A 22,737-nucleotide genomic window follows, 5' to 3' on the forward strand; every position below is an offset into this window, starting at 1 on the left:
TTTGACGGGATGATCATCGCCCGGCACGCCTCCTTTGGGTTGCCTGAAGCTGGCCGCTTTTTGCCTGATCCTTCACCAATGCTGTCATCGACCGGCAGCAGAGCCGCCTATCTTTGCCTGAAGCTCGCGTAGCCTTGCCTATTCCTCCGCACCCGCTTGCGCGCGCGAAACAGGTATGGCTAACTCAGCATATGACAGAAACGCTGCTCTCCGCCGCACGCCGCCACGCCGCCGTCCATGCCGATGCCTCGGGCGTCGCGCCGACGCCGATCCCGGGCCTTGCCGTCGTCCGCGCCACCATGCCCAGCGCGCTGCAATATGCCATCAACCGCCCCCTGGTGGCGCTGGTGCTGCAGGGCGAGAAGCGGGTGACCATCGGCCCGGAAACCCTCGATTTCGGCGCCGGCGCCTCGCTCCTGATCTCGGCCGACGTGCCCACCGTCAGCCAGATCACCCGCGCCAGCGCCGCCGTGCCCTATATCTCGCTGGTGCTGGAGCTCGACCTCGGCCTCATCGAGGCGCTCGCCGTGGACATGGCCGCCGTGCCCGCGCCGCCCGGCCCGGCCGTCCGCGTCGAGCCGACCGACGCCGAGGTGGCCGAGGCGGCGCTCCGCCTGATGCGCCTTCTCGACCGGCCCGCCGCCCTCCCCGTCCTCGGTAACCAGCTCTTGCGCGAGCTGCATTACTGGCTGCTGGCCGGCCGGCACGGCAGCGCCATGCGCGGCCTCGGCGTGAAGGACAGCCACGCCCAGCGCATCTCCCGCGCCGTCGCCATGCTGCGCGCCGAGTTCGCCGCCCCCATCCGCGTGGAGCGGCTCGCCGACATCGCCGGCCTCAGCCCCTCCGCCTTCCACCAGCATTTCAAGGCGATCACCTCGCTGTCGCCGCTGCAGTTCCAGAAGCAGCTGCGCCTCATCGAGGCCCGGCGGCTGATGCTCTCCGAAGGCCTGAGCGCCAGCCTCGCCGCCTACGAGGTGGGCTATGAGAGCGTGCAGCAGTTCAACCGCGAATACGCCCGCCTGTTCGGCCAGCCGCCCGGCCGCGACCTCAAGGCCTCGCGCGAGCGGGCAGTGGCGGCGTGAGGGTGGTTTGGGACTGGGCCGATAGGGAAAAGTCACTTTTCCAGCCCGACGAGCAAGACGAACGGTCCATACGGGGTTCCCTTCCCATCTATTCCTTCGCTTGGCACGCCACCTGCACGCTGAAACTCCGAGCGATATCCGCCACATCCGGCGTCTTCAGCTCATCACCCGACGCTTCGACGTCGTAGCGGATCTGGTTGGCGTCGAGGAAGAACCGCGCCAAGTCGGCCTTGATGGCGAAGTTGACGTTCTGGATCACCTCGATATCGTCATTGCCGGTGGTGCCACGCGCCTGCGTGTCCGACTTGGAGACGACGATGCCGATCACATGCCCCGACAGATCGACCACCGCGCCGCCACTGTTGCCACTCTGGACCGGCGCCGAGATCTGCAACTTGCTCATATCGTCGCCGGCTCCGGCGAGGGCCGATACGAAGCCCACGGAAATGTTGCCGGTGCTCGATAGGAAACCGGCCAGCGGATAACCGAACACCACGACGGAATCGCCGAGGCGGACCGGAGGTGAGCCGCGGAACTTGCCGAAAGCCGGGCTCTTGCTCGATACCTTGAGAATGGCGAGATCGTTGGTCTGCCCGCGCGCCACGATGGTGGCCGGCTGAACATCGGCATTGCTCTGCCGCACGATGGCGTCCTTGCAACCGTCGATCACGTGGGCGTTGGTCAGGAGATAACCATCGCCATTGACGAAGAAGCCGCTACCGGTGGAATAGGCTGCATCCACGTCCGACTTGCCCAGCGCCTGGACCGGCTCCCTGTCCGCCCCTGGGGCGGCGGGCGCCTGCCCTCCGCCGGAACTGAGGCCCTCGACAGGTGGCGGGCCGACGCTGTCCACACCATGCTCCCGGGCGATCGCCTCCAGCGACATGCGGCCCTCGGCAATGTTGGCGATGCACTTGTCCATCGCGGCCAGGGCTTGGCGCGTTCTGGTCAACGGATACCGGCCGTAGGCGCGCCCGCCTATCTCCAGGTCGAAGCTGTTCCCCTGGGCCAGTTCGTCGATCGCCGTCCTTTCGAGGCCTTCGAGCGCCACACCCTGGATGGCATTCACCTTGACGCCGACGCCCATTCCGTCCCAGGTGCTGGCGCTGTCGAAAGTGACGTTGACGCCATAGTTTCTGTCCACCTCATAATCCCAGGCCTCGCTGCCGAACATCAAGTAATAGGCTCGTTCCGTCCGCCTCCCGTCCAGACCGATAAGAAGGTTCACCCCATCGGGATAGGCGGTCTTCACGAGGCACGACTTCCGGTCGAGGTTGACGCCCACGACCCACGTCGCGGCAAAAGAACCAGGTTTGCCAATTGCGGAATAGGAGCCGTCAGAGGCGGATGCCGCAGCGGACAGCCCGGCCAAAAGGGCGCAAAGCCAAACAGACCTACCGAGAACAGCCATCGTCAACCCACCATGTAGCTCTGCCGTGCCAACGAAGCGGTTACCCCTTCACCTCGCAGATCACCTGCGCGGTGAAACTCCGGGCGATGTTCGCCACGTCGGGCGTCTTCATCTCCTCGCCCGGCGGCTCCACCTCATAACGAACCTGATGGGCATCGAGGAAGAATTGCACGATGCCGGACTTGATGGCGAAGTTGGCGTTCTGGATCACCTCGACGCCGGTTCCGTGCGGCGTCACGTTCGACTTGGCAACCACCACGCCCACCACGTGCCCGGACTGATCCACCACCGCGCCGCCGCTGTTGCCACTCTGAATCGGCGCCGAGATCTGCAACCGGCTCGCTTCGTCGCCAGCGCCGGCCAGGGCCGACACCACCCCCTTGGACAGGTTGCCGGTGCTCGACAGGTAGCCCGAGAGCGGGTAGCCGAAGGCCACGATCGGGTCGCCCAGGCGGATTTGCGGCGCGCCCCTGAACTTGCCGAAGACCGGGCTTGTCCTGTTCACCTTGAGGATGGCGAGGTCGTTGGTCGGCTCGCGCGCCACGATGGTGGCCGGCTGAATGCCGGAGATGCCCTGCCGAACCATGGCGTCCTCGCAGCCCTCGACCACATGGGCGTTGGTCAGGAGATAGCCGTCGCCATTTACGAAGAAGCCGGTGCCATAGGCCCGGACCGCATCCTTGTCTGCCTTGTCCGGCGTCCCGCCGTGCGGATCATCGGGCGTCTCGTCCTTCTTGGCGCCGAAGTTCCCGTTGGGCGGCGGGCTGACGCGATCCTCCTCATACTCCCTGGCGATCTCCGCGAGCGATATGCGGCCGTCGGCGATCGCGGCGATGCACTCGTCCATCTTTGCCAGGGCATGGCGGGTTCCGGTCAGCGGGTATCTGCCATAGTCGCGCCTGCCGATCTTGAGACTGAAGCGCTTTCCCGCCGCCATCTCGTCGATCGCAGCCTTTTCCAGCCCTTCCAGCGCAACGCCGCGGATGGCGTTCACCCCGATGCCGAAGCCCTTGCCGGTCCAGGTGCTGGCCCCGTCGTATTTGAGTGTCACGCCGTAGGTCTGGCCTTCCTCGTAATTCCAGGACTTGCTGCCGAACATCATGAAATAGGTGGGCTCGGCCCTGCTCTGGTCGAGGCCGATCTCGATATTCACGCCGTTCGCGTAGTTGATGCCGAGGAAACATGATTTCCGGGCGAGATTGACGGCGACCATCCACGTCGCGGTGAGGGAATAGGGCTGGTCGGTGGTGTAATAGCTCCTGTCATAGGCGGCGGCAGGTACGGACAGGGTCGCGAGAACCGCCAGTAGCCAGGTGAAGCGACCGAGAACAGCCATGAGATCCCGTCCCATCCACGCCGGACACTCAGGTCCAGCCGTTATTGCCTGATCTCGCAGATCACCTGCACGGTGAAACTCCGGGCGATGTCCGCCACGTCCGGCGTCCTGAGGTCGTCGCCCGGCGGCTCCACCTCATACGGCACCTGATTGGCGTCGAGGAAGAATTGGGCCATGCCCGCCTTGATGGCGAAGTTGGCGTTCTGGATCACCTCGATGTCCGGCTTCTCGGCGGTGCCGCGGTCCTGATAGTTGGACTTGGCAACGACGATGCCCACCACGTGCCCCGACTGATCGACCACCGCGCCGCCGCTGTTGCCGCTCTGCACCGGCGCCGAGATCTGCAACTTGCTCACGTCGTCGCCCGTGCCGGTCAGCGCCGACACCAGCCCCATGGAAAGATTGCCGGTGCTCGACAGCAATCCGGCCAGCGGATAGCCGAACACAACGACGGAGTCGCCGAGGCGGATCTGCGGCGAACCGCGGAATTTCCCGAAGGCGACGGCCGTCGCATCAACCTTGAGGATGGCGAGGTCGTTGGTCCGCTCGCGCGCCACGATGGCGGCCGGCATCACGCCGGAAACGCCATGCCGCACCATGGCGTCCTCGCAGCGCTCCACCACATGGGCGTTGGTGAGAAGGTAGCCGTCGCCGTTGACGAAGAAACCGGTGCCGGTGACATAGCCTCCCCCCTCGTCCCGCTCGCTCTCGCCATCTTTCTTTCGGCTGCCGTCATCCACTGGTGGCGTCGCGGCCCGGTCGTCCTGCTCGGGCGCGGGCGTTCCGCTGCCGCCATTCTCGGCAATCCGGCCGGCGATCGCGTCGAGCGATATGCTGCCGTCGGCAACCGCCCTGGCGCATTCCTCCAGCGCGGCCACGCCCTTGCCGGTCGTTGACAGGTTGAAGGTGCCATGGTTGGTCTTGCCGATCCTGAGGAACAGGCTGCCCCGCGAGCCGAACTCGTCGATGACGTCCTTCTTGATGCCCTCCAGCGACACGCCCCGATAGGCGTGCAGCTTCATGCCGACGGCGTCTCCCTCCCAAGTGCTGACCCGGTCGTATTTGACGGTGACGCTGTAATCAGTGCCTTCCTCGTAGCTCCAGCCGGGGTTTGCGAACATCATGTAGTATTCGCTCTCGCCGTGGCTGGCATCCTTGCCCACCTGAAGCTCCGTGTTGCCCACGAACTCCATGTCCATGATGCAGGATTGACGAGCGAGATTGACGCCGACGGTCCATTTCTCCTCGTCGGCATAGACGTCGTCGATGAGGAAGTAATCCTGATCCAACGCTTCGGCCGGGCCGGACAGCACGGACAGGAACGCGACGAGCCAGAGATGGCCGCTCAAGACAGACACCGACGACATGGCGCATCCGGGAATTGCAGACGGGCCGATTTCAACAGGAACAGGTCCCCCCGAACAAGAGGACTTCCGCCTATCCCACCGGAAATTCCGGCTGCGCCGAAAGCGCCGGCGATGCGCCTCTTTCCGGCCGATGTCGGCCGATCGCTCCGGACCGTCTCAACGCGAAGATGGCGCGATGCGTCGCTGCCCTACTCCTTCACCTCGCAGATCACCTGGGCGCTGAACTTGCGGGCGATCTCGGCGACGTCGGGCGTCTTCATCTCCTCGCCCGGCGGCTCCACTTCGTAGCGGACCTTGTGTTCGTCGAGGAAATCGCGCGCCACGCCGGCCTTGATGGCGAAGTTGACGTTCTGGATCACCTCGATGTCGTCCTCGTCGCCAGACTCGTAGCTCTGGATGTTCGACTTGGCGACGACCACGCCGACGACGCGGCCCGACTGATCGACCACCGCGCCGCCGCTGTTGCCGCTCTGGACCGGCGCCGAGATCTGCATCTGCGTCTCGTCGTCGCCGGCGCCGGCCAGCGACGCCACGAGGCCGGTGGCAAGGTTGCCGGTCTTGGAGAGATAGTCGGTGAGGGGGTAGCCGAACACCACGACGGTGTCGCCGAGGCGGATCGGCGGCGTGCCGCGGAACCGGCCGAAGGCCGGGTTGTCCTTGGCGATCTTCAGGAGGGCGAGGTCGCCCGTCTCGTCGCGCGCCACAATGGTGGCCGGCTCCAGCATGCCGCCGTCGCGCCGCACCTCGGCGTCGCCGCAGCCCTCCACCACATGGGCGTTGGTCAGGAGATAGCCGTCGTCGTTGACGAAGAAGGCGGTGCCGGAGGAATAGGTGGGATCGGTGTCCTCGCTGTTCTCGCCGCCGCCCGGCCGGGCGTCCGGCTTCGTCTCGTCGTCTTTCGGCTCGGGACCGGCGTCGGCCTGGTATTGCCGATCGATCTCCTCGAGCGAGATGGAGCCGTCTTCGACGGCCTTGATGCACTCGCGCATCTTGGCGAGCCCCCGCCGCGTGCCGGCGAGATTGTACTTGCCGTAATCGTGGTCGCCGATCGTGAGGTTGAGCGTGCTGCCGCCGGCGAACTCCTCGACCGCCTCCGCCTTCACCCCCTCGATGGCGACGCCCTTGTAGTCGTTGACCTTGACGCCTACGCCGTCGCCCGTCCACGTGTTCTTGCCGTCATATTCGGTGACGACGTCGTAATCCCGGCCGCTCCGGTAGGTCCAGGAGGTGTTGCCGAACATGAAGAAATGCGTGAACGCGCCGTCGCTGTGGTCGCCGCCGACCTCGATGACGGTGTCGTCCTCGTAGACCATGTGCATCAGGCAGGATTTTCGGGTGGTGTTGACCGAGACCGTCCACTTGCCGCCGTCGTCATAGACCTTGTCGCTGGTGTAATAATCCTCGCCGAAGGCCGAGGCCGGCCCGGTGAGGAGAACAAGAAGGCAGGCGGAACGGCAGAACACTGGCAGGGAACACACGGCCATGGCGCACCCGAATAATGGCGGTTCGCGATTTCAACAGGAACTGCCGCCGGGGCACAAGGGGAGGCCCGCCCGGTCACCAGAAATTCCGGCGGTGTCGCAGTCTCAAACGACCTCGAACACCGTATTCGTCTCGCCGCCGTCGTAGCGCTTGACGAAGTCCACGCGCATTCCGTTCCAGTGGTAGCAATAGTGGGCGCCCTGGACAGGGATGGGGATCACGTTGGGCCAGAAGATGCCGATGCACCAGCCGCCGGCCCGGCGCACGCTCGGATAGACCACACCGTCGCTGCCGGCGGCACGCAGCTCGCGCCCCAGGGCTTGCGATGCGCTGTAATCGTCGGGGTCGAGCGCGCCCGGCACGGCGCTGACGTCATCGAGCTCGGCATCCACCGACCCCACCAGCACGCGGAAATCCGAGGTCCAGCCCGGTGCTTCCTTCGTCGCCGTCATGAAGCGCTGGTGATGGTAGATGGTCTCGGCGATCGCCACGTCCTCGCTGTCGCCGGCATAGTAGAGGCCATAGCTGCCGTCGGTGAAGCGGCCGGGCCGGAGCGGCGATGCGTGGACGAAGGGCGCCATCAGATAGCTGGCGTTGGGGCCGCCGACGCGGCGGTGCTTCGGCACCTTGGAAAGATCGCCGATCAGGCCGCGCACACGCGGGTTGGTCTTCGCCTCGACGGCGCTGAGCGCCTCCCAGTCATGCGGGTCGGCGATATCCTCGAACAGGTCGATGGGCGGATGGATCGAGCGGATGATGCGATATGTCCTCGGCCACGCGACACGTCGCCGAACCACACCCGCGGCATCCGTCACCACGCGCCCCGCTCGGCGTCGAGATAGGCGCGCATGTCCGCGAGGTCCGACAGTTCGCCGCGCAGCATCAGGTCGAGCGCCGACTTACCGTCGAAGGTGTCGTTGGGCTTCCTCACCCACTCATAGCCGCGCGCCGGCTCCTTGAAGAGGTAGCGCAGCCCCTTGTGGATGCCCATCAGGTGCGCCATCCGCATGCGGAGGTCGCGATCGATCCGCCCGATGCTGCCATCCTTCCAGCGCGCCCAGGTGCGCGTCGACAACCCGCCGAGCAGCGTCGTCGCCTCGGCATCGCTGAGCTTCCACGCCTTGAAAAGGTTGACCGTCGCCCGCGCCAGCGCCGCCGCCTCCGCGTCGGTGATGGCGGCGCCCTCGGTACGCTCGATCGGAGTGGCTTCGATGGGCTGCAGCATCATGGTCCGTCCTGTCATTTGTCGTGAATATAGGCGCTTCACGCCAAATGGCAAGAACATATGCCAAGTTGGGATTCACGTTGGCGTTGTTGGGACGCGGACGGATGACTAACCAAACCGTGAGTTCGTAGCCAAGCCTCGCAACCGCGCCTCAGGGCTCGTTAAACTTCTCAAATGAAATAACAGTATAATGTATTTTCGTGTCTCCACGCGATGGTCTGTCTTCATAAGGATGTACATCATATATATTTAGCACAGGGTCACCAAACAACACGCCGTTATCCGGAAGATTATAAGGGTTTATATCCACTAAATCGACACGCTGGTTGATTGCGTATATATTCAAAAACCTATCGCAAGTTTCGCCGAAATGCTCACCCGCGGCAATTTGAACGACATACTTCCCCCTTGGAAGAGGTGGACTCAAAGCCTGCTGCCCTTTGGCAACAAAGAACGACGCGACCACATTTTCTGCGCGCCACATGCCCCCCGCCCTTATTTTGATTATCAAGTCATAGTCGCTCCGATTCTGGATACCCAGATGATGACCGAGGCGCACCGGCGACTGAGGTCCGAGGGCTTGTCCGTTGCTAGGTGGATGCTTGCACAGCCCGGGACCTGTTTGATTTGAAGACGGAGATAACCGATCAGCCTGAACTATCCGAGGATATAGCCAATCCTCCTGGTGCAACTCCGCCCATTCTGCTTGACTGAGAAAAACACCCACCACCAGAGACACAGGCAATACAAATGCGATAATCACATGGGAGAGATCCCAAAGAAATGACTTCCCCCAAGCATTCTCCAGTTTTTGTGAGCGACAGTCTGGGTAAGAACTGTCTATTCGCCTCACAAACATCTTGGCTTGTCGAGAAACAGAATTGTCCCGGGATTGAATCGCAATACAGGCCAGAGAATAGGCTAATTTTAGATTTCCCCTGGATTGGAACGCATCAACATTATGGAGAATCAGCCTATAGTCCTCCTCTTTCATACGCTCCGTCTCAAATCCATTCTGTAATATCGTCAATACTGTATAATATGGGCCCGTCGGGAATACCCACCACCCGGTCACCATCGTAATAAGCGAGTATAAAATCGCCTTCAGGCGAGCACACTTTACGCAAAAAATACCGCTTGCACGCTTCGCATGCGCCCAGACGACCAGACCTACAAAATAGGAGAACGTCAGATATCTCGGCTGCGCCGTTACTCTACCGCAAAAATCGCAGCAGATCGGATCTATGCGAATTTCGCCCCAGTCGCCATGAAACTCACGATCCTGCGCGCGCTCCTTTTCGGCCTCCGTGTCGCGCTTGAAAGGCTCCCAGTTAGACCGATCGTATTTTTCCCTGCGGGCCGGATCGCCCAGCACCTCATAGGCAGCGGAAACCTGCACGAATTCCTCGGCCGATTCCCGACCCGACGTATCGGGATGTGTTTCCTTCGACCGCCGCCTGAAAGCCGCCGCGATCTCCTCCGCCGTAGCGGTTGGCGATAATCCCAGGGCACGGTAAAGTCCGAGGGGGTCGCTGTGGTCCATCTATGCCTCGGAACTCGCCGGTTGGTGCCGTCCCCATATGGGCGCCAAACCGAAGTTAGGCGAGTCGTGTCTACAACTTATTGACGAGAATCCTTCTGCTCCGAGCGGCGAAGAAATTCGCTCCGGGGAGTCGGATGGCGTGGCTTTCGAGAACCGGAGCGGAGCGGGCTTAACGCCCGTGAGCACCGGAAGCACAGAAAGTCGCGCTAGACGGCCGCCGGAGTAGAATTTCTCACGGGTGCATCTTCGCTCCCTTGGTGATCTTGTCGACCACCTTCTTCTCCGCCCGCAGCGCCAGCCCCACCAGCTTCGCGTCCTCCGGCGAGAACTTGGCGAACACCTCGCGGTTGGCGCCGTCGTGGCCGGTCGAGAACATCTCCTCGACATAGGCCGATGTCGTGACGCCGCGCTCCAGCGACCGCTTGTGGATGGTCCGCAGCGTTTCCTGGTCGGCCACCAGCACCACCATCGGCTGGATGGACATCGGGTTGTAGACATGGCCGGCCGCATCCCGGTAGGCTTCACCGATAATCGTTGGCGTTTGCGCGACGATGCCGCTCGTCAGGAAGGCGGTGACGTTGAGCTTCTGCCAGGTGGCAAGGTCATCGCGGACGACGAGGACGATCTTGGTGTCGAACATGCCGGCAAACTCCGTGAGAGGGGTCGAAAGAGCTGAGGCTTTATCGCCGACGAGCGCCGCCGGTCTTGAACGTTCGTGCGGCCGCTTCAGCGATCGTCTGCGGGTCTCCATCGACGATGGCGGCGTCGAACGGCTGGAGGCGCGCTTTCACGGCAACGGCTTCTCGCCGCACCGCCACGATACCTATGCGCTTGGCCTGACGCTCCACGGCGTGCAGACCTTCCGCTATCGCGGCGCCCTGCGCTTCAGCCGACCCGGCAACGTCATCGTGCTGCACCCCGACGAAGTGCACGACGGCGCGGCCGGCGACGAGGCGGGCCTCATCTATCGCATGATCTACCTGCCGCCGGAGATGATCGCCGCCACCGGCGCTTCGCCCGGCACACTCCCCTTCGTCGCCGACCCCATCGTTTCCGATCCCGGTCTCTGGCAGGCGCTGGCCGATATCCTCGCCGACTTGGATGGTGAGCCGGGCGATCTCCAGATGGACGACGTGTTGATGCGTGTCGCCGCCGGCCTCGTCCGGCAGGCCGGCCTCAGGCAGGCGAGAGCGTCGGCCACCGCCGAGGCCGCCGTTCGCCGCGCCCGCGACTATCTCGAAGCCCACGCAGTGGAGGCCGTCAGCTCGGAAACGCTGGAAGCGGTCACCGGCCTCGACCGCTACGAGCTGGCCCGCCAGTTCCGCCGTCTCACCGGCACCAGCCCGCACCGCTTCATGGTGATGCGCCGGCTCGACCGCGCCAAGCGCCTGATCGCCAGGGGCAACCGCCTTGCCGACGCGGCGCTGGACGCCGGCTTCGCCGATCAGGCCCACTTCACCCGCCACTTCCGCAGCGCCTTCGGCATGACGCCCGGCCGCTGGTTGGCGATGCAGAGGGTGGCGTGAGGCGGCACCGCCCGGTTTGGCGCGCATGTTCTTCGGAACCACGCGTCAGTCGCCGGCGCCGGGCGCGTATCATCAGGGGGGAGTCACTCCGCATCACGGCATCCGAGGAGACAGCATGGACACCAAGATCAGGCTGCTGGAAGCACTTTACGATCGCTTCAACGCCCGCGACATCGACGGCGTTCTGGCCTCGCTGACCGACGACGTTGCCTGGGCCAACGGCATGGAAGGCGGCCACGTCCACGGCCCCGAGGCCATCCGCGCCTACTGGACGCACCAGTGGAGCGTGATCGACCCGCGCGTCGAGCCCGTCGGCTTTCACCGGAGAGATGGCGAGACCGTCCGGGTGGACGTCCGCCAGATCGTCCACGACCTCAAGGGCACTCTCTTGGCCGACGCCGTGGTCGGCCACGTCTTCCAGTTCAGAGGCGGCAAGGTCGCCCGCTTCGACATCGAGGAGGCCTGAGGCTCCGCCGAGGCTGCCTCCGGAGTTTCACCTATAGAAAAACTGAAGGCAGCCTTCAGAACTTGCGATTAGGCCGCAAGTCTTTCCGCGCCTATATTGAGGGCGTCAAAGAGACGAGAGAAAGAGACCGGAATACGCCGGTCAGGAAAGGAAAGACCAAAATGTTCAACGCTCTCAAGCGTACCGCCCAGCTCTTCCGCGCCCCCACCCAGGCCGAGCGCGACATGGACTACCTCAACCAAGCCACCGACCGCTACGACCTCGAGGCCCGCGAACGCTACCTCGACAGCCGCACTCTCCAGCGGACCATCGGCCTCTGAGGGGCATCGGACCGAAAAGTGGGAACCGGTTTTCGGAAAACCCGATGCCGTAGCAAGAGCCTAGGCACGCAAAACTGACACGACGTCGAGCGCTCGAAACCTGACCGGTTCGGGCGCTTTGTCGTATCGGGGTTCGGAGGCAAGCTTCAGAGATCAGGCGGGCTTCGCCACAACCTCGCGAAGTAAACCGATGACAGTGTCCTGAGCTGTCTCCGGCAATGACTCGAAACCGCTCCGGATCATTAGCTTGCTCATTACGGCCGTTGCGGCCGCCGGAGCAAATCTCTCGATAGCTTGCAGAGCAACACCGCACTCCCGCCCGTGTTGACGCAGCCCATGGACAAGATCACCGGAGCCCCGCTGCGCAACCACCGCTGCGATGTCGAACATATCGCGAGGTTGGATATGGGATCCGCGATAAACCAGTTTCTTTGTGATGATCTCCAGGGGCGTCTCGACAGACACTTCGCGTCCCCGCACAGCCATCATCATCGTAGGAGCCTCCGACAACTGCCCAGCGCAAATGAAGTCGACCTCTCCGATGTCATCAAAGGACAGTTTCAGCGAGCGCGGTCCATCCGTCTCGTAGGAGGACGGACTCGTCTGCAGCTCGTAACTTTGCGTCTGAGGATTGAGGTAGGGCAGAACCTGAGGGTCATCTAGGAACACGTCGACGTCATGGCTTTCCCTGTGCCCGATCTGGAGCATCAGGGCTGTGCCGCCACCGAACGTCCATTTGCCCAGAACACCCCGTGACCATTGGCCTGATCAATGATTGCCATGGTTAGGTCGAACAGAACGCCCCACTGGCTGGAGCCGAGCGCATTCACGATCAGGCAGCCAGCGGCAGCTTGTAGCCGGCCGCGTCGGAGAACAAGGTCGCAACCGCGACGGCGTCGGCCCTGCTGACGCCCATCTCGTCCAGAAACTCGGTCTGGAGTTTCGGGCTGACTTCCGAGAAGAAGGCAAAGGCGGACGCGTCAAAGCTGGCTGCGCTGGCTGGATCTTGCAACTTGGCTGCAAGTTCATGCGCCGACACCTTCACGCTGTAGGGCGCATTCACGGTTGTCAGAACTTGCGAAATCACCGTGGACATCTCAGCCGCTCAGCCGGTGCGATATTAGCAAAACTAATATAGAACAAGCGTCTTGTCGTCACAACAACACCGGCAACGCGGGCCAATCCTCCCGCTGGCTTCCCCCCTCCGTCGTGGTTAACAAATCCTTATCCATGTGCTGGGATGCTCTCACCGAGAGGCGGTTCGGCCGTCGTGTTCGGTTTCAAGGGTCCTGTCGATGGCGATCTCCCGCTCCCTCCTGTTCCGCGCGGCCGCAGTCGCGCTGTCGGCGCTGATGGCCGGCTGCTCGGCGGTCAGCTTCGACGAGGAGCCGGTGCGCGCCGCCGTGCGCCCGGGCGCCACCTTCGAGATCCGCCAGCCGTCGAAGGACGCCATCGAGGGGATCGACGTCTCCTACTTTCAGGAGGCGGTGGACTGGCAGGCGGTGGCCGGCGACGACATCCGCTTCGCCTTCATCAAGGCCACCGAGGGCGGCGACCGGCTGGACGAGCGCTTCCACGAGAATTTCGCCGGCGCCCGGCAGGCTGGCGTGCTGCGCGGCGCCTATCACTTCTGGTACCACTGCCGCCCCGGCATCGAGCAGGCGGCCTGGTTCATCCGGAACGTGCCGCGCGACGACAGCGCCCTGCCGCCGGTACTGGACATCGAGTGGACGCCCACCTCGCCCACCTGCCGCAAGCGCCCGCCGGCCGCCGAACTTCACGCGGAGATGCAGGCCTTCCTCGACGCCGTCGAGGCCTATTACGGCAAGCGGCCGGTGATCTACACCACGCTCGACTTCTATGAGGACCGCATGGACGGTGCCTTCGAGACCTATCCGCTGTGGGTGCGCTCCACCGCCGCCAAGCCGCATGAGAAATACGGCAATCGCCACTGGCACTTCTGGCAATACACCTCCACCGGCCAGGTGGCCGGCGTCAACGGCAAGGCCGACCGCAACGTCTTCTACGGCTCGGAAGCCCAGTTCCAGACCTTCCTCGCCGAGAGCGTGGTCAGGCCGGCGATGGTGGCGGAGCGGTGAGCGCCCGATAAGCACTGGGAGCCCGATACTTCCGTTGCGTTCCATCCTGCCTGAGGTCCTGCGCCTGCGCGCAGGATGACAGTATTATATAATAAAAACAAATATATAGGTCTGTCATCCTGCGCGCAGGCGCAGGACCTCAGGCAGAACGGAGTGCACGCCGATATAGGGCGCAGTGAACATCGGATGCACTAAGACGGAAACGAGCACCCTACTCCGGCGCCCGCATGAAGAAGGCCTCCAGTTCCGCTGCCAGTTCCTCCGGCGCTTCCTCGGCCATGTGGTGGCCGCAGTCGATGCCGGCGCCGGTCACCTCTAGCTTGGCCCAGGGCTGCCAGATGGCGAGGAGGTCGCCGTAGAGCTCTTCGAGATCGTCCTTCCTCGACCACACGACATGCACCGGGCAGCGCAGCTTGTGGCCGGCCTCCTGGTCGTCGAGGTCGTCGAGCGGGTCGACGTAGAGGCCGGCGCGATAGTCGCCCAGCATGCCCCTGATGGTGTCGGGGTCATGGATGGCGGCGCGGAAGTCCTCGTAGTTGCCGCGGCCGAGCGCTTCGGGCGTGCCGGCATACCAGGCGTCGGGGTCGGCGAGGATGGCCCGTTCCGGCTTGTCGGGCTGGGCGAAGAAGAACCAGTGCCACCAGCGGGCGGCAAAGCGCGCGTCGCAGCGGGCCAGCGCGTCGAGGATCGGCACGCCGTCGAGCACCGCGAGCTTCATCACCCGAGCCGGGTGGTCCATGGCGGTGCGGAAGGCGGTGTATGAGCCGCGATCGTGGCCGGCGATATGGAAGGCGCCGAAGCCGAGGCGCTTCATCAGCTCCACGCAGTCGCGCGCCTTGGCGCGCTTCGACGACCATTCGTGATCGCTGGCGTCGGTCGGCCTCGACGACTGGCCGAAGCCCCGGAGGTCGGGGCAGACCACCGTGAAATGGCGGGCCAAGAGCGGCGCCACCCTGTACCAGGTGGTGTGCGTGCGCGGGTGGCCGTGCAGAAGCAGCAGCGGCGGGCCGGAGCCGCCATGGCGCACCCTGAGCGTCACCTCCGGCAGCTCGATCATCTCCAGGTGAAAGCCCTCGAACATCGCCGTTTCCCTTCGCTTCACGAAACGAACGGCCGACGGCCCTCATGAGTTCCCCATCTCCTCTGTCGGTTTTGTCGGAACAATCGCCACTTCTCACGATTGTAGCCCGTACGCGGCGCGTCGTTTCCGAGGCCGCACAGGGAGTTTCTCATGTACCACCACGTCAAGAAGCTGATGTACACCGTGCGGGTCGACGAGCCCGATCCCCGTTTCGGCAACATGCTGCTGGAGCAGTTCGGCGGCGCCAACGGCGAGCTTGCAGCCGCGATGCAATATTCCATCCAGGGTCTCAATTGCGAGGATGCCGCCCGCAAGGACCTCCTGATGGACATCGGCACGGAAGAGCTCAGCCATCTTGAGATCGTCGGCACGCTCGCCCGCATGCATCTGAAGCCGATGAAGTCGGTGCGCGAGGATGCCGAGGCCGACCCGCTGATCGCCATCGCCGGCGGCGGCGGCGTCAACCTGTTCAACTCCATGGGCAATCCCTGGACGGCCGACTACCTGAAGATCACCGGCGAGCTCGACGTCGATCTCCGCAGCAACATCGCGGCCGAGGCGCGCGCCAAGATCGTCTACGAGCGGCTGATCGACTTCTGCCGCGACCCCGGCACCAAGGACGCACTGCAGTTCCTGATGACGCGCGAGATCACCCACATGAAGGCCTTCTCGCTGGCGCTGGAAAGCATGGGCAAGCCGCCCTTGATGATCGGCCGCATCGCCCCGACGCCCAAGCTGGTCAACCAGTATTTCAACGAGTCGACCGGCGAGGGCCAGCTCGGCGAGGTCGACGCGCGCGGCCCCTGGAACGAGGGCGACAACTGGGAGATGGTCGAGGCCAAGGCCTTCATGGGTCTCGAAGGCGATGGCGCGGCGCCTGAGAGCAGCGGCGTCGCCGCCGTCACCAGCGACACCAAGGACGCCGAGTCGCTGCGTGAGATGCTGGTGCAGGATCTGCACTACCTGCTGGATGCCGAGAAGCAGCTGGTCAAGGCGCTTCCCAAGATGGTGGAGGCCGCCAACACCCAGCAGCTCAAGGACCTTCTGGAGTTCCACCTCAAGGAAACCAACATGCAGGTCGACCGGCTTACCGAGGCGCTGAAGGCGCTCGGCGGCTCGGCCACCGGCAAGGCCTCCAAGGGCATGCAGGGCCTCGTCGAGGAGGGCGAGGAGATCATCAAGAAGGGCGCCAAGAACCCCGAGCCCTTCGCCGATCTCGCCCTGATCGCCGTGGCGCAGCGGGTGGAGCACTATGAGATCGCCGCCTACACCTCGGCGCGCAACATGGCCATCCAGCTGCACGAGCACGAGATCGCCCAGCTCCTCACCCTGTCGCTCGGCGAGGAGATGAAGTCCGACTACCTGCTCAATCAGGTGTCGCAGCCGCTGACCTCGCTCGCCGGCATGCCGCCGGCCGTACGCTGATAGAGGCTTGGGCGCCGCCGCCACTGGCGGCGCCTCTCTCACGGCGACCGGTTCGTCACGGTGACCAGCAGCTTGTAGTCCACCTCATGGCCGGGGATCGGCTTGTCGATCAGGGCGACGGCGAACACCGTGCCCCGGTGCGCCCAGGCCCGCGCCTTGGCGGCTCGGATGGATTCGGGAAGGGCGGGTTCGGCGCTCCAGGCCGACAGCGCGCTCTGATAATAGGTGCTGAGGCTCGGCCAGGCGGTGGGTGGCGGCAGCTTGTAGGCCGTGACCTCCAGATGTCCGTAGCGCGCCTCCAGCGCGTCGCGCAACTCCTGGGTCACGTCGTCGAGCCGCTGGTCATAGGCGCCGGCGCCGGGCAGCGCCTCGACGTTGGCGGGCGGTGACGGCGGCGCTTCGGCCGGCGAACAGGCGGCAGCCGAGAGGGCCACCATGAGGGCGGCGAGCCATCGGTATCTCATGCGCCTCTCCTCAGCCCCGGACGAAGCCGGCATTGGTCAGGTGGAGGCGCCGGAGGTCGACGCCCATCTCGGTCTGAAAGCGGCCGACGGCCGCCTCGCCCAGCCGGGCGGCGGTGTCGCGGTCGCCGCGCGCCATGGCGTCGGTATAGGCGGCGTGCTGGATGAGGAAGTTCAGCATCAGCACCTCCGCCATCTCCTGCCGCTCGGCGTTGCCGAGCCGCGAGAAGCCGGGACTGGCGGCGATCATCCGCCGCACCTGTTCGCGCACCGCCTGCGCGTCCTCGCGATTGCTGTCGGCGCCGTTGGCCATCACCCAGTTGAGGATCCAGTAGCCGGCCATGGCATCGGCCAGGTCGCCCGGCCGCAGCCCGTCGCTACCGACGATGCCGGCCCAGCTTTTCACCGGATCGCTCCGGGAGAGCACCTCGGCGATGCGGCGGCCGCCCTCCGCGCCGGCCACCTCGCCCATCCAGCCGGCGAAGTCGCGCCGCACGCGGGCGCTCACCGCGGCCGAGGCGCGATAGGTGGTGGCGGCAGGCTCGGGCGCCGACGGGCGCGCCTTGGGCCGGGCTGGCTGGGCCGCGCCACCGCCCGAGCCGATCGCCGCGTCCACCCGCTGGCGGTTCAGGATGTCGGAGAGAACATAGTCGTTGGGCATCACGGTCGGCATGTCCTGGGCCACGGCCGGCGCGGCGAGAGCAAGGGCCAGCAAGGCGGGAGCCAGGTGGCGAGCAAGGCTGAGCGTCATGGGCAGCTTCCGTTCCAGAGATGGGCTCGTGCGGACCGGCCATCCCGAAGCGAACGGCCGACGATCACGAAGGTTCCATGGAACCTTGGCAAAAGTTGCGCGTCTTTTTGGAAAACGGCCTAGGTCTATCGCACTGGCCGTCTGGTCTGGATTTCTCTCGTTTTGCGAGTAAGTTGCCGCTTGTTTCGGCTCGGCCATCGAAGGGGGGTGCCCAGCATGAACATGGAGGAGCTTTATCGCCTTCTCCGCGCCGGCCACGTGCAGGCGCAAGGCATCGTCGATACCGTTGCCGACCCGATGCTGCTGCTCGACGAGAGCCTCAGGGTGCAGAGCGCCAGCCGCGCCTTCTTCGAGGTGTTCAAGGTCGAGCGCGATGACACCATCGGCCGCCACATCTACGAACTGGGCAACGGCCAGTGGGACATTCTCGACCTGCGCCACCTGCTGCTCGAGGTCATTCCCAAGAGCAAGGCGGTGATCGACTTTCGCGTCGAGCACGATTTCCCAGACCTCGGCCGCAAGACCATGCTGCTGACGGCGCGGACGCTCCGCCAATCCGACGCCGCCAGCCCCTTCATGCTGCTGTCCATCGTCGACATCACCGAGCGCGCCCAGCATGACGCCGAACGGGACATGCTGTTCAGCGAACTCAAGCACCGCATGAAGAACCTTCTGAGCGTCGCCCAGTCGCTGGCCCGCCAGACGACCACCGACGGCCGCTCGGCCGCGCAATATCGCGACGATTTCCTGGGCCGCTTCCGCGCCATGATCGAGGCGCAGGAGGTGGGGCTGTCCGGCGACGACGGCACCAACCTCAAGGCGCTGATCGAGCGGGTGCTGTCGCCCTATGCCATGGACCCCGAGGCGGTGGAGATCGTGCCCGACGGCCCGGTGTCGCTGGCTTCGACCACGCTGACCTCGCTCGGCCTCGTGCTGCACGAACTCGCCACCAACGCCGCCAAATATGGCGCCCTGTCGGTGCCCGAGGGGCGGGTGTCGATCGGCTGGACGGTGGACGCGCCGGGCGGCAACCTGCGCCTCACCTGGGTGGAAAGCGGCGGGCCGAGGGTGACGCCGCCGACCACCCTCGGCTTCGGCAGCAAGCTCATCCGCACCGCCATCGCTGGCGGCGAGGTGGACAAGATCTTCGCGCCCGACGGCGTCCGGGTGAAGATCGACGTTCCCCTCGGGCCCGCGCCGTCGGCGAGTTGAGGCGCACGGCTTACGGGCCCCGCCCTCCTCCGCCCGACGATCTCACCATCAGGCTGTCCTCCTCTGCTGAGAAGGAGGATCTCGGGAAGGTAGAGCGAGCCGCTGATATCGCGCTCCAAGAGAGCGGGGAGACCTATACATCCGTCACCGCCCTTTCCTGCCCGAGGTCCTGCGCCTGCGCGCAGGATGACAACCTATGTATTTGATTCCAATATATAAATCCGTCATCCTGCGCGTCGGCGCAGGACCTCAGGACGGTAGAGCGAGCGGCCCCTATCGGCCTCCCCCGCCAATCTCCGCCAGAAACGCCCGCGCCCTTTCCCTCACCTCGTCGAGATGGCTGAAGAGGCAGGTGTGCCCTCCTCCCGACACCACATGCAGCTCGGCGCCGGCGATCTCCCGCGCCGACCGCTCGCCATGGGAGAAGGGCACCACCCTGTCGGCGTCGCCGTGGATCACCAGCGTCGGCGCCCTCACCTCGGCAAAGGGCAGCGGCGGCAGGCTGGCAAAGCCCATGGTCTCGGCCATGGTGCCGGGCATCCGGTCGGCCAGCCGGTCGAAGGTGCTGCGGAGGAGGCTGAGGAGCAGCGGCCCCGCCTCGGGGTGGTCGAGCGTTGTCCTGACCAGCGCCGGATCGCCGATCGCCTTCGCCGCCGCCTTCTCCGGCTGCCGCCCCCGCATCCAGGCGAGAAGCGACAGCAGCCCCGGCACGCGGATCAGCCAGCCGAACCAGCCGAGCCGCTTCAGCACATAGTCGGGCACGTCGAAGCAGCCGCTCGCCGTGGACATCAGGATCAGCCCGGCGCAGCGGGTCGGATGGCGGGCGGCGAAGGCGATCGCCGAGGGACCGCCGGCCGATACCGCCGCCACCACCGCCCGTTCGACGCCGAGCGTATCGAGAAGGGCGGCGAAGAGATCGGCCTGCTCCTCTGCCGTATCGCCTGACGATCGCGGCGTGCCGAGGTAACCCGGCCTCGACAGGGCGATCACCCTATAGTCCGGCGTCTTGCCGAGCAGCGCCTCGGCCAGGATCAGGCCCTGGTCGTAGCCGCCCATGCCGCCATGCAGCGAGAGAAAGGCCGGACCGTCGCCGCCGTCGGTGTGCTGTACCACCCCGCGCGGGGTGTCGGTGAGGAGAACGGGCGGCCTCTCTGCCAGCGGAATGAAGCGGGGCGACCGGCGCGCGTCGGCCGCGTGGGAAAGCGTGTTGGACATGTCTCATCCTCAGACCGTGCCGGGATCGAAGCGATTGTCGTGGTCGCTGCCTTACGACGCGGCACGGGTGAGTGTCCGTCAATGGCTTGAAGAGAACGCCCGGCGCCGACGCCGGTTCAAAGCGATCTCAAGCGGCAGGTTTAGCTTTCCGGAAACGGGACAGCGACGCCTCGGTGAACTGCCGACCGAGGTGAGAGATAGCGCGAGATCGCACCGCCGGCAAGGAGGCTCTCCTGGGAGTCCATGGGAGTCCAACCGCGCCTATAATGAGTCAGCGTGGCGGCGTCAGCGGGCCGGGAATTTGGGTTACAGTCGCCCGCGCGACAAGTTCGTCGAACAGCGTGGCCATCGCCTGTTCGTCGGAAACATCGACCATCCGGAGCCCCACCTCGCGCGCCGCGTCCCGAAGGGCGGCGTTCTCGCGTAGCGACCGGTCGATGAAGGCATCAATGGGGATGCGGTCGGCCGGCGCGCGGGTCTCATAGCCGGAGGCCGCGCGCATGCGCTTGAGAAGGAAATCGTCCGGTGCATGGAGCAGCACGCCGAACATCTCATCCGAGACCAGAGGCGCGATGTACTCCGGCCTGAGCGCCGCCCCCGCCAGCACGAAGCGCCGCCCGGCCGCCCGCTCCGCCTCGATCATCGGCCGCACCTGCCGCCACATGTTCTCGTGGTGCACCTTCAGGAACCAGTGGATCGTCTCGGGCGTCAGCCGCTCGTAGAACTCGACGACCGGCGCCGGCACGCCCAGCCACGGCCGCCCCGGATGCCGCCCCAGCCCATCCGTCGACATCTGCGCCCAGCCGAGCCGCTGGGCCAGCCTTTCGGCCAGCGTCGACTTGCCGACATGCGACGTGCCGGAGATCAGGATGGCTTCGATGGGGGATGACATGGGGCCTCGCTCTCGAAAAGAGGTCACTTGCTCATAGCACAGGACGCATCACGTGGCCTTCCTCGCCGGAACACGATTTTGACTTCTGGCAGAAGCCACCTTACAATGATCCATAAACAGGCTAATAATCGCTCATATGATCCATTTATAGGTCAAATGTCCAAACCCGAGACGAGAGCTCTTTCCCCTTACAGCCGCGATGCGCTGTCGCTGTTGGCGCAAATGATCCGTCGCGCCCGGATCGAGCGGGGGCTGACGGTGCAGGAACTGGCCGACCGGGCCGGCGTCTCACGCGGCCTAATCCAGCGGATCGAGCGTGGCGATCCCGGATGCGCCATCGGCGCGGTGTTCGAGGCCGCCGCCATTGTCGGCATCAGGCTGTTCGATGCCGATCAGCCGACGATGGCGGTCCATCTCGCGGCCAGCGGCGCCACGCTCGCCCTTTTGCCCAAAACGGTGCGGCCATCGGGCGGGGGGGTGAAGGATGATTTCTGAGTCAACGGAAGCAACGGAAGCCTATGTCTGGGTCTGGTTGCCGGGAGAGACGCAGCCGGTCGTCGCCGGTCGCCTGGCGCCCGAGGGGCGCAACCTGTTGTTCAACTATGGCCGCAGCTATCTTGCCCGCGCCGATGCCATTCCTCTCTACGAGCCGGAGCTGCCCCTCCGGCCCGGCATCCTGCCGCTGCCGCCGGGCCTCTCCATGCCCAGTGCCCTGCGCGACGCGGTACCGGATGCCTGGGGTCGGCGCGTCATCCTCAACCGCCTGTCGGGCACCAATGCGGCCGAGCCCGGCGAACTGACCTATCTGCTTCAATCCGGCTCCGACCGGATCGGCGCGCTGGATTTCCAGGCCTCGCCTTCGATCTTCGTGCCGCGCGCCACTGCCGCCGCATCCATTGAACAGCTCATGGACGCCGCCCGCCTCGTCGAAGACGGCGTGCCGCTGCCGCCCGACCTCGACGCCGCCCTGCTGCACGGTTCATCGATCGGCGGCGCCCGGCCAAAGGCGCTGATCGACGCCGGCGACGAGAAATACATCGCCAAGTTCTCGTCGAGCACCGACATCACCAGCGTCGTCAAGGCGGAGTTCATCGCCATGCGCCTCGCAGCGCTGGCCGGCATCGACGCGGCCAAGGTCAGGCTCGTCCATGTCTCCGGCAAAGATGTGCTCCTCATCCGCCGCTTCGACCGCATCAGGGGGGAAGCCGGCTGGCAGCGCCGCGCCATGGTGTCGGCGCTCACCCTCCTTGGCCTCGACGAGATGATGGCGCGCTACGCCAGCTATCAGGAGCTGGCGACCGTCGTCCGCCATCGCTTCACCGATCCCAAGCCGACCCTTCGCGAGCTGTTCGCCCGCATCGTCTTCAACATCCTCTCAGGCAACACCGACGATCACGCCCGCAACCACGCCGCCTTCTGGGACGGCCACGCCCTGTCGCTGACGCCGGCCTACGACATCTGCCCGCAAGGCCGCGCCGGACGGGAAGCCACCCAGGCCATGCTGATCGACGGCGACAGGCGCCTGAGCCAGCTCTCGCTCTGCCTCGACGCCGCGCCGAACTTCCTGATCTCCCGCGACGAGGCAACGGCCATCGCCGCCCGGCAGATCGCCACCATCAGGCGCGAGTGGCAGTCCGTCTGCGACGAAGCGGCCCTCGGCGCCGTCGACCGCGACCTCTTCTGGCGCCGCCAGTTCCTCAACCCCTTCGCCTTCGAGGGGGCGCCGGAGGCGTTGAGAGAGATGGCGGGGTGAGTGGGCGTTGAAACTCGACGGCCCAGCCCTCACCTAGCTTGGTCCGGCCCTCCCGGCGAATGGCCGCCAGCCCATCAAGGAGAACCACGC

The 22,737-nt window shown here is 65.1% G+C and carries 24 protein-coding genes; 9 read left to right on the forward strand and 15 right to left on the reverse strand.

Annotated elements, in window-relative coordinates:
• Positions 1-191 precede the first annotated feature (191 nt).
• Positions 192-1,082 carry an AraC family transcriptional regulator gene (locus CXZ10_RS15245; protein WP_101290211.1) on the forward strand — a complete coding sequence of 297 codons (891 nt, stop codon included), beginning with the start codon at positions 192-194 and terminating at the stop codon, positions 1,080-1,082.
• An 88-nt stretch (positions 1,083-1,170) separates the two neighbouring features.
• On the opposite strand, the gene CXZ10_RS15250 is transcribed toward CXZ10_RS15245, so the two are convergent.
• From CXZ10_RS15250 to CXZ10_RS15285, 8 genes are all read right to left on the reverse strand, one after another.
• Entirely contained in the window at positions 1,171-2,334 is a 1,164-nt protein-coding gene (locus tag CXZ10_RS15250; protein WP_180336017.1) for a S1C family serine protease, read from the reverse strand.
• Between the two features lie 199 nt (positions 2,335-2,533).
• The gene (locus CXZ10_RS15255) at positions 2,534-3,829 is read right to left on the reverse strand and encodes a S1C family serine protease (RefSeq protein ID WP_180336018.1); all 1,296 of its coding nucleotides are present in this window, start codon (positions 3,827-3,829) and stop codon (positions 2,534-2,536) included.
• Positions 3,830-3,870: 41 nt separating this feature from the next.
• Entirely contained in the window at positions 3,871-5,196 is a 1,326-nt protein-coding gene (locus CXZ10_RS15260; RefSeq protein ID WP_101290214.1) for a S1C family serine protease, read from the reverse strand.
• 188 nt (positions 5,197-5,384) lie between these two features.
• A complete protein-coding gene (locus tag CXZ10_RS15265) occupies positions 5,385-6,680 on the reverse strand; it encodes a S1C family serine protease (protein ID WP_101290215.1) in 1,296 nt (431 codons plus the stop codon).
• Between the two features lie 102 nt (positions 6,681-6,782).
• The gene (locus CXZ10_RS15270; RefSeq protein WP_101290216.1) at positions 6,783-7,496 is read right to left on the reverse strand and encodes an RES family NAD+ phosphorylase; all 714 of its coding nucleotides are present in this window, start codon (positions 7,494-7,496) and stop codon (positions 6,783-6,785) included.
• The gene (locus CXZ10_RS15275) at positions 7,490-7,906 is read right to left on the reverse strand and encodes an MbcA/ParS/Xre antitoxin family protein (protein ID WP_101290217.1); all 417 of its coding nucleotides are present in this window, start codon (positions 7,904-7,906) and stop codon (positions 7,490-7,492) included. Before CXZ10_RS15275 ends, CXZ10_RS15270 begins: the two co-directional genes overlap by 7 nt.
• Positions 7,907-8,054: 148 nt before the next feature.
• On the reverse strand, positions 8,055-9,446 hold the full coding sequence (locus CXZ10_RS15280; protein ID WP_101290218.1) for a J domain-containing protein: 1,392 nt from the start codon (positions 9,444-9,446) through the stop codon (positions 8,055-8,057).
• A gap of 232 nt (positions 9,447-9,678) precedes the next feature.
• Positions 9,679-10,086 carry a DUF2000 family protein gene (locus tag CXZ10_RS15285; protein WP_101290219.1) on the reverse strand — a complete coding sequence of 136 codons (408 nt, stop codon included), beginning with the start codon at positions 10,084-10,086 and terminating at the stop codon, positions 9,679-9,681.
• Between CXZ10_RS15285 and CXZ10_RS15290 the strand changes: the two genes are divergently transcribed.
• From CXZ10_RS15290 to CXZ10_RS15300, 3 genes are all read left to right on the forward strand, one after another.
• Positions 10,085-10,972: an AraC family transcriptional regulator gene (locus tag CXZ10_RS15290; protein WP_101290220.1), complete on the forward strand. Its 888-nt coding sequence runs from the start codon at positions 10,085-10,087 to the stop codon at positions 10,970-10,972. The two genes, CXZ10_RS15285 and CXZ10_RS15290, sit on opposite strands and share 2 nt — an antisense overlap.
• Before the next feature lie 115 nt (positions 10,973-11,087).
• Positions 11,088-11,438: a nuclear transport factor 2 family protein gene (locus tag CXZ10_RS15295; protein WP_101290221.1), complete on the forward strand. Its 351-nt coding sequence runs from the start codon at positions 11,088-11,090 to the stop codon at positions 11,436-11,438.
• Between the two features lie 161 nt (positions 11,439-11,599).
• Complete coding sequence (locus CXZ10_RS15300) at positions 11,600-11,758, forward strand: DUF3563 domain-containing protein (RefSeq protein WP_101290222.1); 159 nt, start codon at positions 11,600-11,602, stop codon at positions 11,756-11,758.
• Positions 11,759-11,911: 153 nt separating this feature from the next.
• Here CXZ10_RS15300 and CXZ10_RS15305 read toward each other — a convergent pair whose 3' ends face one another.
• Entirely contained in the window at positions 11,912-12,466 is a 555-nt protein-coding gene (locus tag CXZ10_RS15305; protein ID WP_101290223.1) for a nucleotidyl transferase AbiEii/AbiGii toxin family protein, read from the reverse strand.
• A gap of 124 nt (positions 12,467-12,590) precedes the next feature.
• Positions 12,591-12,854 carry a hypothetical protein gene (locus CXZ10_RS15310; RefSeq protein WP_101290224.1) on the reverse strand — a complete coding sequence of 88 codons (264 nt, stop codon included), beginning with the start codon at positions 12,852-12,854 and terminating at the stop codon, positions 12,591-12,593.
• Positions 12,855-13,053: 199 nt separating this feature from the next.
• On the opposite strand from CXZ10_RS15310, the gene CXZ10_RS15315 reads away from it, so the two are divergent.
• Positions 13,054-13,857, forward strand: coding sequence for a glycoside hydrolase family 25 protein (locus CXZ10_RS15315; RefSeq protein ID WP_101290225.1), 804 nt, complete (start codon positions 13,054-13,056; stop codon positions 13,855-13,857).
• Between the two features lie 211 nt (positions 13,858-14,068).
• Here CXZ10_RS15315 and CXZ10_RS15320 read toward each other — a convergent pair whose 3' ends face one another.
• Complete coding sequence (locus CXZ10_RS15320) at positions 14,069-14,938, reverse strand: alpha/beta fold hydrolase (protein ID WP_101290226.1); 870 nt, start codon at positions 14,936-14,938, stop codon at positions 14,069-14,071.
• Between the two features lie 150 nt (positions 14,939-15,088).
• On the opposite strand from CXZ10_RS15320, the gene CXZ10_RS15325 reads away from it, so the two are divergent.
• Positions 15,089-16,363 carry a DUF892 family protein gene (locus tag CXZ10_RS15325; protein ID WP_101290227.1) on the forward strand — a complete coding sequence of 425 codons (1,275 nt, stop codon included), beginning with the start codon at positions 15,089-15,091 and terminating at the stop codon, positions 16,361-16,363.
• Between the two features lie 38 nt (positions 16,364-16,401).
• On the opposite strand, the gene CXZ10_RS15330 is transcribed toward CXZ10_RS15325, so the two are convergent.
• On the reverse strand, positions 16,402-16,827 hold the full coding sequence (locus CXZ10_RS15330) for a hypothetical protein (RefSeq protein ID WP_101290228.1): 426 nt from the start codon (positions 16,825-16,827) through the stop codon (positions 16,402-16,404).
• A 10-nt stretch (positions 16,828-16,837) separates the two neighbouring features.
• On the reverse strand, positions 16,838-17,575 hold the full coding sequence (locus CXZ10_RS15335; RefSeq protein ID WP_101290229.1) for a DUF6683 family protein: 738 nt from the start codon (positions 17,573-17,575) through the stop codon (positions 16,838-16,840).
• Between the two features lie 216 nt (positions 17,576-17,791).
• Here CXZ10_RS15335 and CXZ10_RS15340 point away from each other — a divergent pair, with 216 nt between their 5' ends.
• Positions 17,792-18,787: an HWE histidine kinase domain-containing protein gene (locus CXZ10_RS15340; RefSeq protein ID WP_101290230.1), complete on the forward strand. Its 996-nt coding sequence runs from the start codon at positions 17,792-17,794 to the stop codon at positions 18,785-18,787.
• Between the two features lie 273 nt (positions 18,788-19,060).
• Here CXZ10_RS15340 and CXZ10_RS15345 read toward each other — a convergent pair whose 3' ends face one another.
• A complete protein-coding gene (locus tag CXZ10_RS15345) occupies positions 19,061-20,002 on the reverse strand; it encodes an alpha/beta fold hydrolase (protein WP_101290231.1) in 942 nt (313 codons plus the stop codon).
• Between the two features lie 271 nt (positions 20,003-20,273).
• Positions 20,274-20,894 (reverse strand): hypothetical protein, encoded by a 621-nt coding sequence (locus CXZ10_RS15350; RefSeq protein WP_101290232.1) that lies wholly within the window; start codon positions 20,892-20,894, stop codon positions 20,274-20,276.
• Between the two features lie 156 nt (positions 20,895-21,050).
• Here CXZ10_RS15350 and CXZ10_RS15355 point away from each other — a divergent pair, with 156 nt between their 5' ends.
• Both CXZ10_RS15355 and CXZ10_RS15360 read left to right on the forward strand, forming a co-directional pair.
• A complete protein-coding gene (locus CXZ10_RS15355) occupies positions 21,051-21,389 on the forward strand; it encodes a helix-turn-helix transcriptional regulator (protein WP_101290233.1) in 339 nt (112 codons plus the stop codon).
• Positions 21,382-22,647 carry a type II toxin-antitoxin system HipA family toxin gene (locus tag CXZ10_RS15360; protein ID WP_244617221.1) on the forward strand — a complete coding sequence of 422 codons (1,266 nt, stop codon included), beginning with the start codon at positions 21,382-21,384 and terminating at the stop codon, positions 22,645-22,647. The genes CXZ10_RS15355 and CXZ10_RS15360 overlap by 8 nt, the downstream gene beginning before the upstream one ends.
• Positions 22,648-22,737 lie beyond the last annotated feature (90 nt).

Source organism: Pleomorphomonas diazotrophica (assembly GCF_002844595.1).
GTDB classification, from domain to species: domain Bacteria; phylum Pseudomonadota; class Alphaproteobacteria; order Rhizobiales; family Pleomorphomonadaceae; genus Pleomorphomonas; species Pleomorphomonas diazotrophica.

Coding starts and splice junctions, on each gene's coding strand:
- CXZ10_RS15245 (WP_101290211.1), top strand. CDS start 192: ATGACAGAAACGCTGCTCTCCGCCGCACGCCGCCACGCCGCCGTCCAT.
- CXZ10_RS15255 (WP_180336018.1), bottom strand. CDS start 3,829: ATGGCTGTTCTCGGTCGCTTCACCTGGCTACTGGCGGTTCTCGCGACC.
- CXZ10_RS15260 (WP_101290214.1), bottom strand. CDS start 5,196: ATGTCGTCGGTGTCTGTCTTGAGCGGCCATCTCTGGCTCGTCGCGTTC.
- CXZ10_RS15265 (WP_101290215.1), bottom strand. CDS start 6,680: ATGGCCGTGTGTTCCCTGCCAGTGTTCTGCCGTTCCGCCTGCCTTCTT.
- CXZ10_RS15275 (WP_101290217.1), bottom strand. CDS start 7,906: ATGATGCTGCAGCCCATCGAAGCCACTCCGATCGAGCGTACCGAGGGC.
- CXZ10_RS15280 (WP_101290218.1), bottom strand. CDS start 9,446: ATGGACCACAGCGACCCCCTCGGACTTTACCGTGCCCTGGGATTATCG.
- CXZ10_RS15290 (WP_101290220.1), top strand. CDS start 10,085: ATGCCGGCAAACTCCGTGAGAGGGGTCGAAAGAGCTGAGGCTTTATCG.
- CXZ10_RS15285 (WP_101290219.1), bottom strand. CDS start 10,086: ATGTTCGACACCAAGATCGTCCTCGTCGTCCGCGATGACCTTGCCACC.
- CXZ10_RS15295 (WP_101290221.1), top strand. CDS start 11,088: ATGGACACCAAGATCAGGCTGCTGGAAGCACTTTACGATCGCTTCAAC.
- CXZ10_RS15300 (WP_101290222.1), top strand. CDS start 11,600: ATGTTCAACGCTCTCAAGCGTACCGCCCAGCTCTTCCGCGCCCCCACC.
- CXZ10_RS15305 (WP_101290223.1), bottom strand. CDS start 12,466: ATGCTCCAGATCGGGCACAGGGAAAGCCATGACGTCGACGTGTTCCTA.
- CXZ10_RS15310 (WP_101290224.1), bottom strand. CDS start 12,854: ATGTCCACGGTGATTTCGCAAGTTCTGACAACCGTGAATGCGCCCTAC.
- CXZ10_RS15315 (WP_101290225.1), top strand. CDS start 13,054: ATGGCGATCTCCCGCTCCCTCCTGTTCCGCGCGGCCGCAGTCGCGCTG.
- CXZ10_RS15320 (WP_101290226.1), bottom strand. CDS start 14,938: ATGTTCGAGGGCTTTCACCTGGAGATGATCGAGCTGCCGGAGGTGACG.
- CXZ10_RS15325 (WP_101290227.1), top strand. CDS start 15,089: ATGTACCACCACGTCAAGAAGCTGATGTACACCGTGCGGGTCGACGAG.
- CXZ10_RS15330 (WP_101290228.1), bottom strand. CDS start 16,827: ATGAGATACCGATGGCTCGCCGCCCTCATGGTGGCCCTCTCGGCTGCC.
- CXZ10_RS15335 (WP_101290229.1), bottom strand. CDS start 17,575: ATGACGCTCAGCCTTGCTCGCCACCTGGCTCCCGCCTTGCTGGCCCTT.
- CXZ10_RS15340 (WP_101290230.1), top strand. CDS start 17,792: ATGAACATGGAGGAGCTTTATCGCCTTCTCCGCGCCGGCCACGTGCAG.
- CXZ10_RS15345 (WP_101290231.1), bottom strand. CDS start 20,002: ATGTCCAACACGCTTTCCCACGCGGCCGACGCGCGCCGGTCGCCCCGC.
- CXZ10_RS15350 (WP_101290232.1), bottom strand. CDS start 20,894: ATGTCATCCCCCATCGAAGCCATCCTGATCTCCGGCACGTCGCATGTC.
- CXZ10_RS15355 (WP_101290233.1), top strand. CDS start 21,051: ATGTCCAAACCCGAGACGAGAGCTCTTTCCCCTTACAGCCGCGATGCG.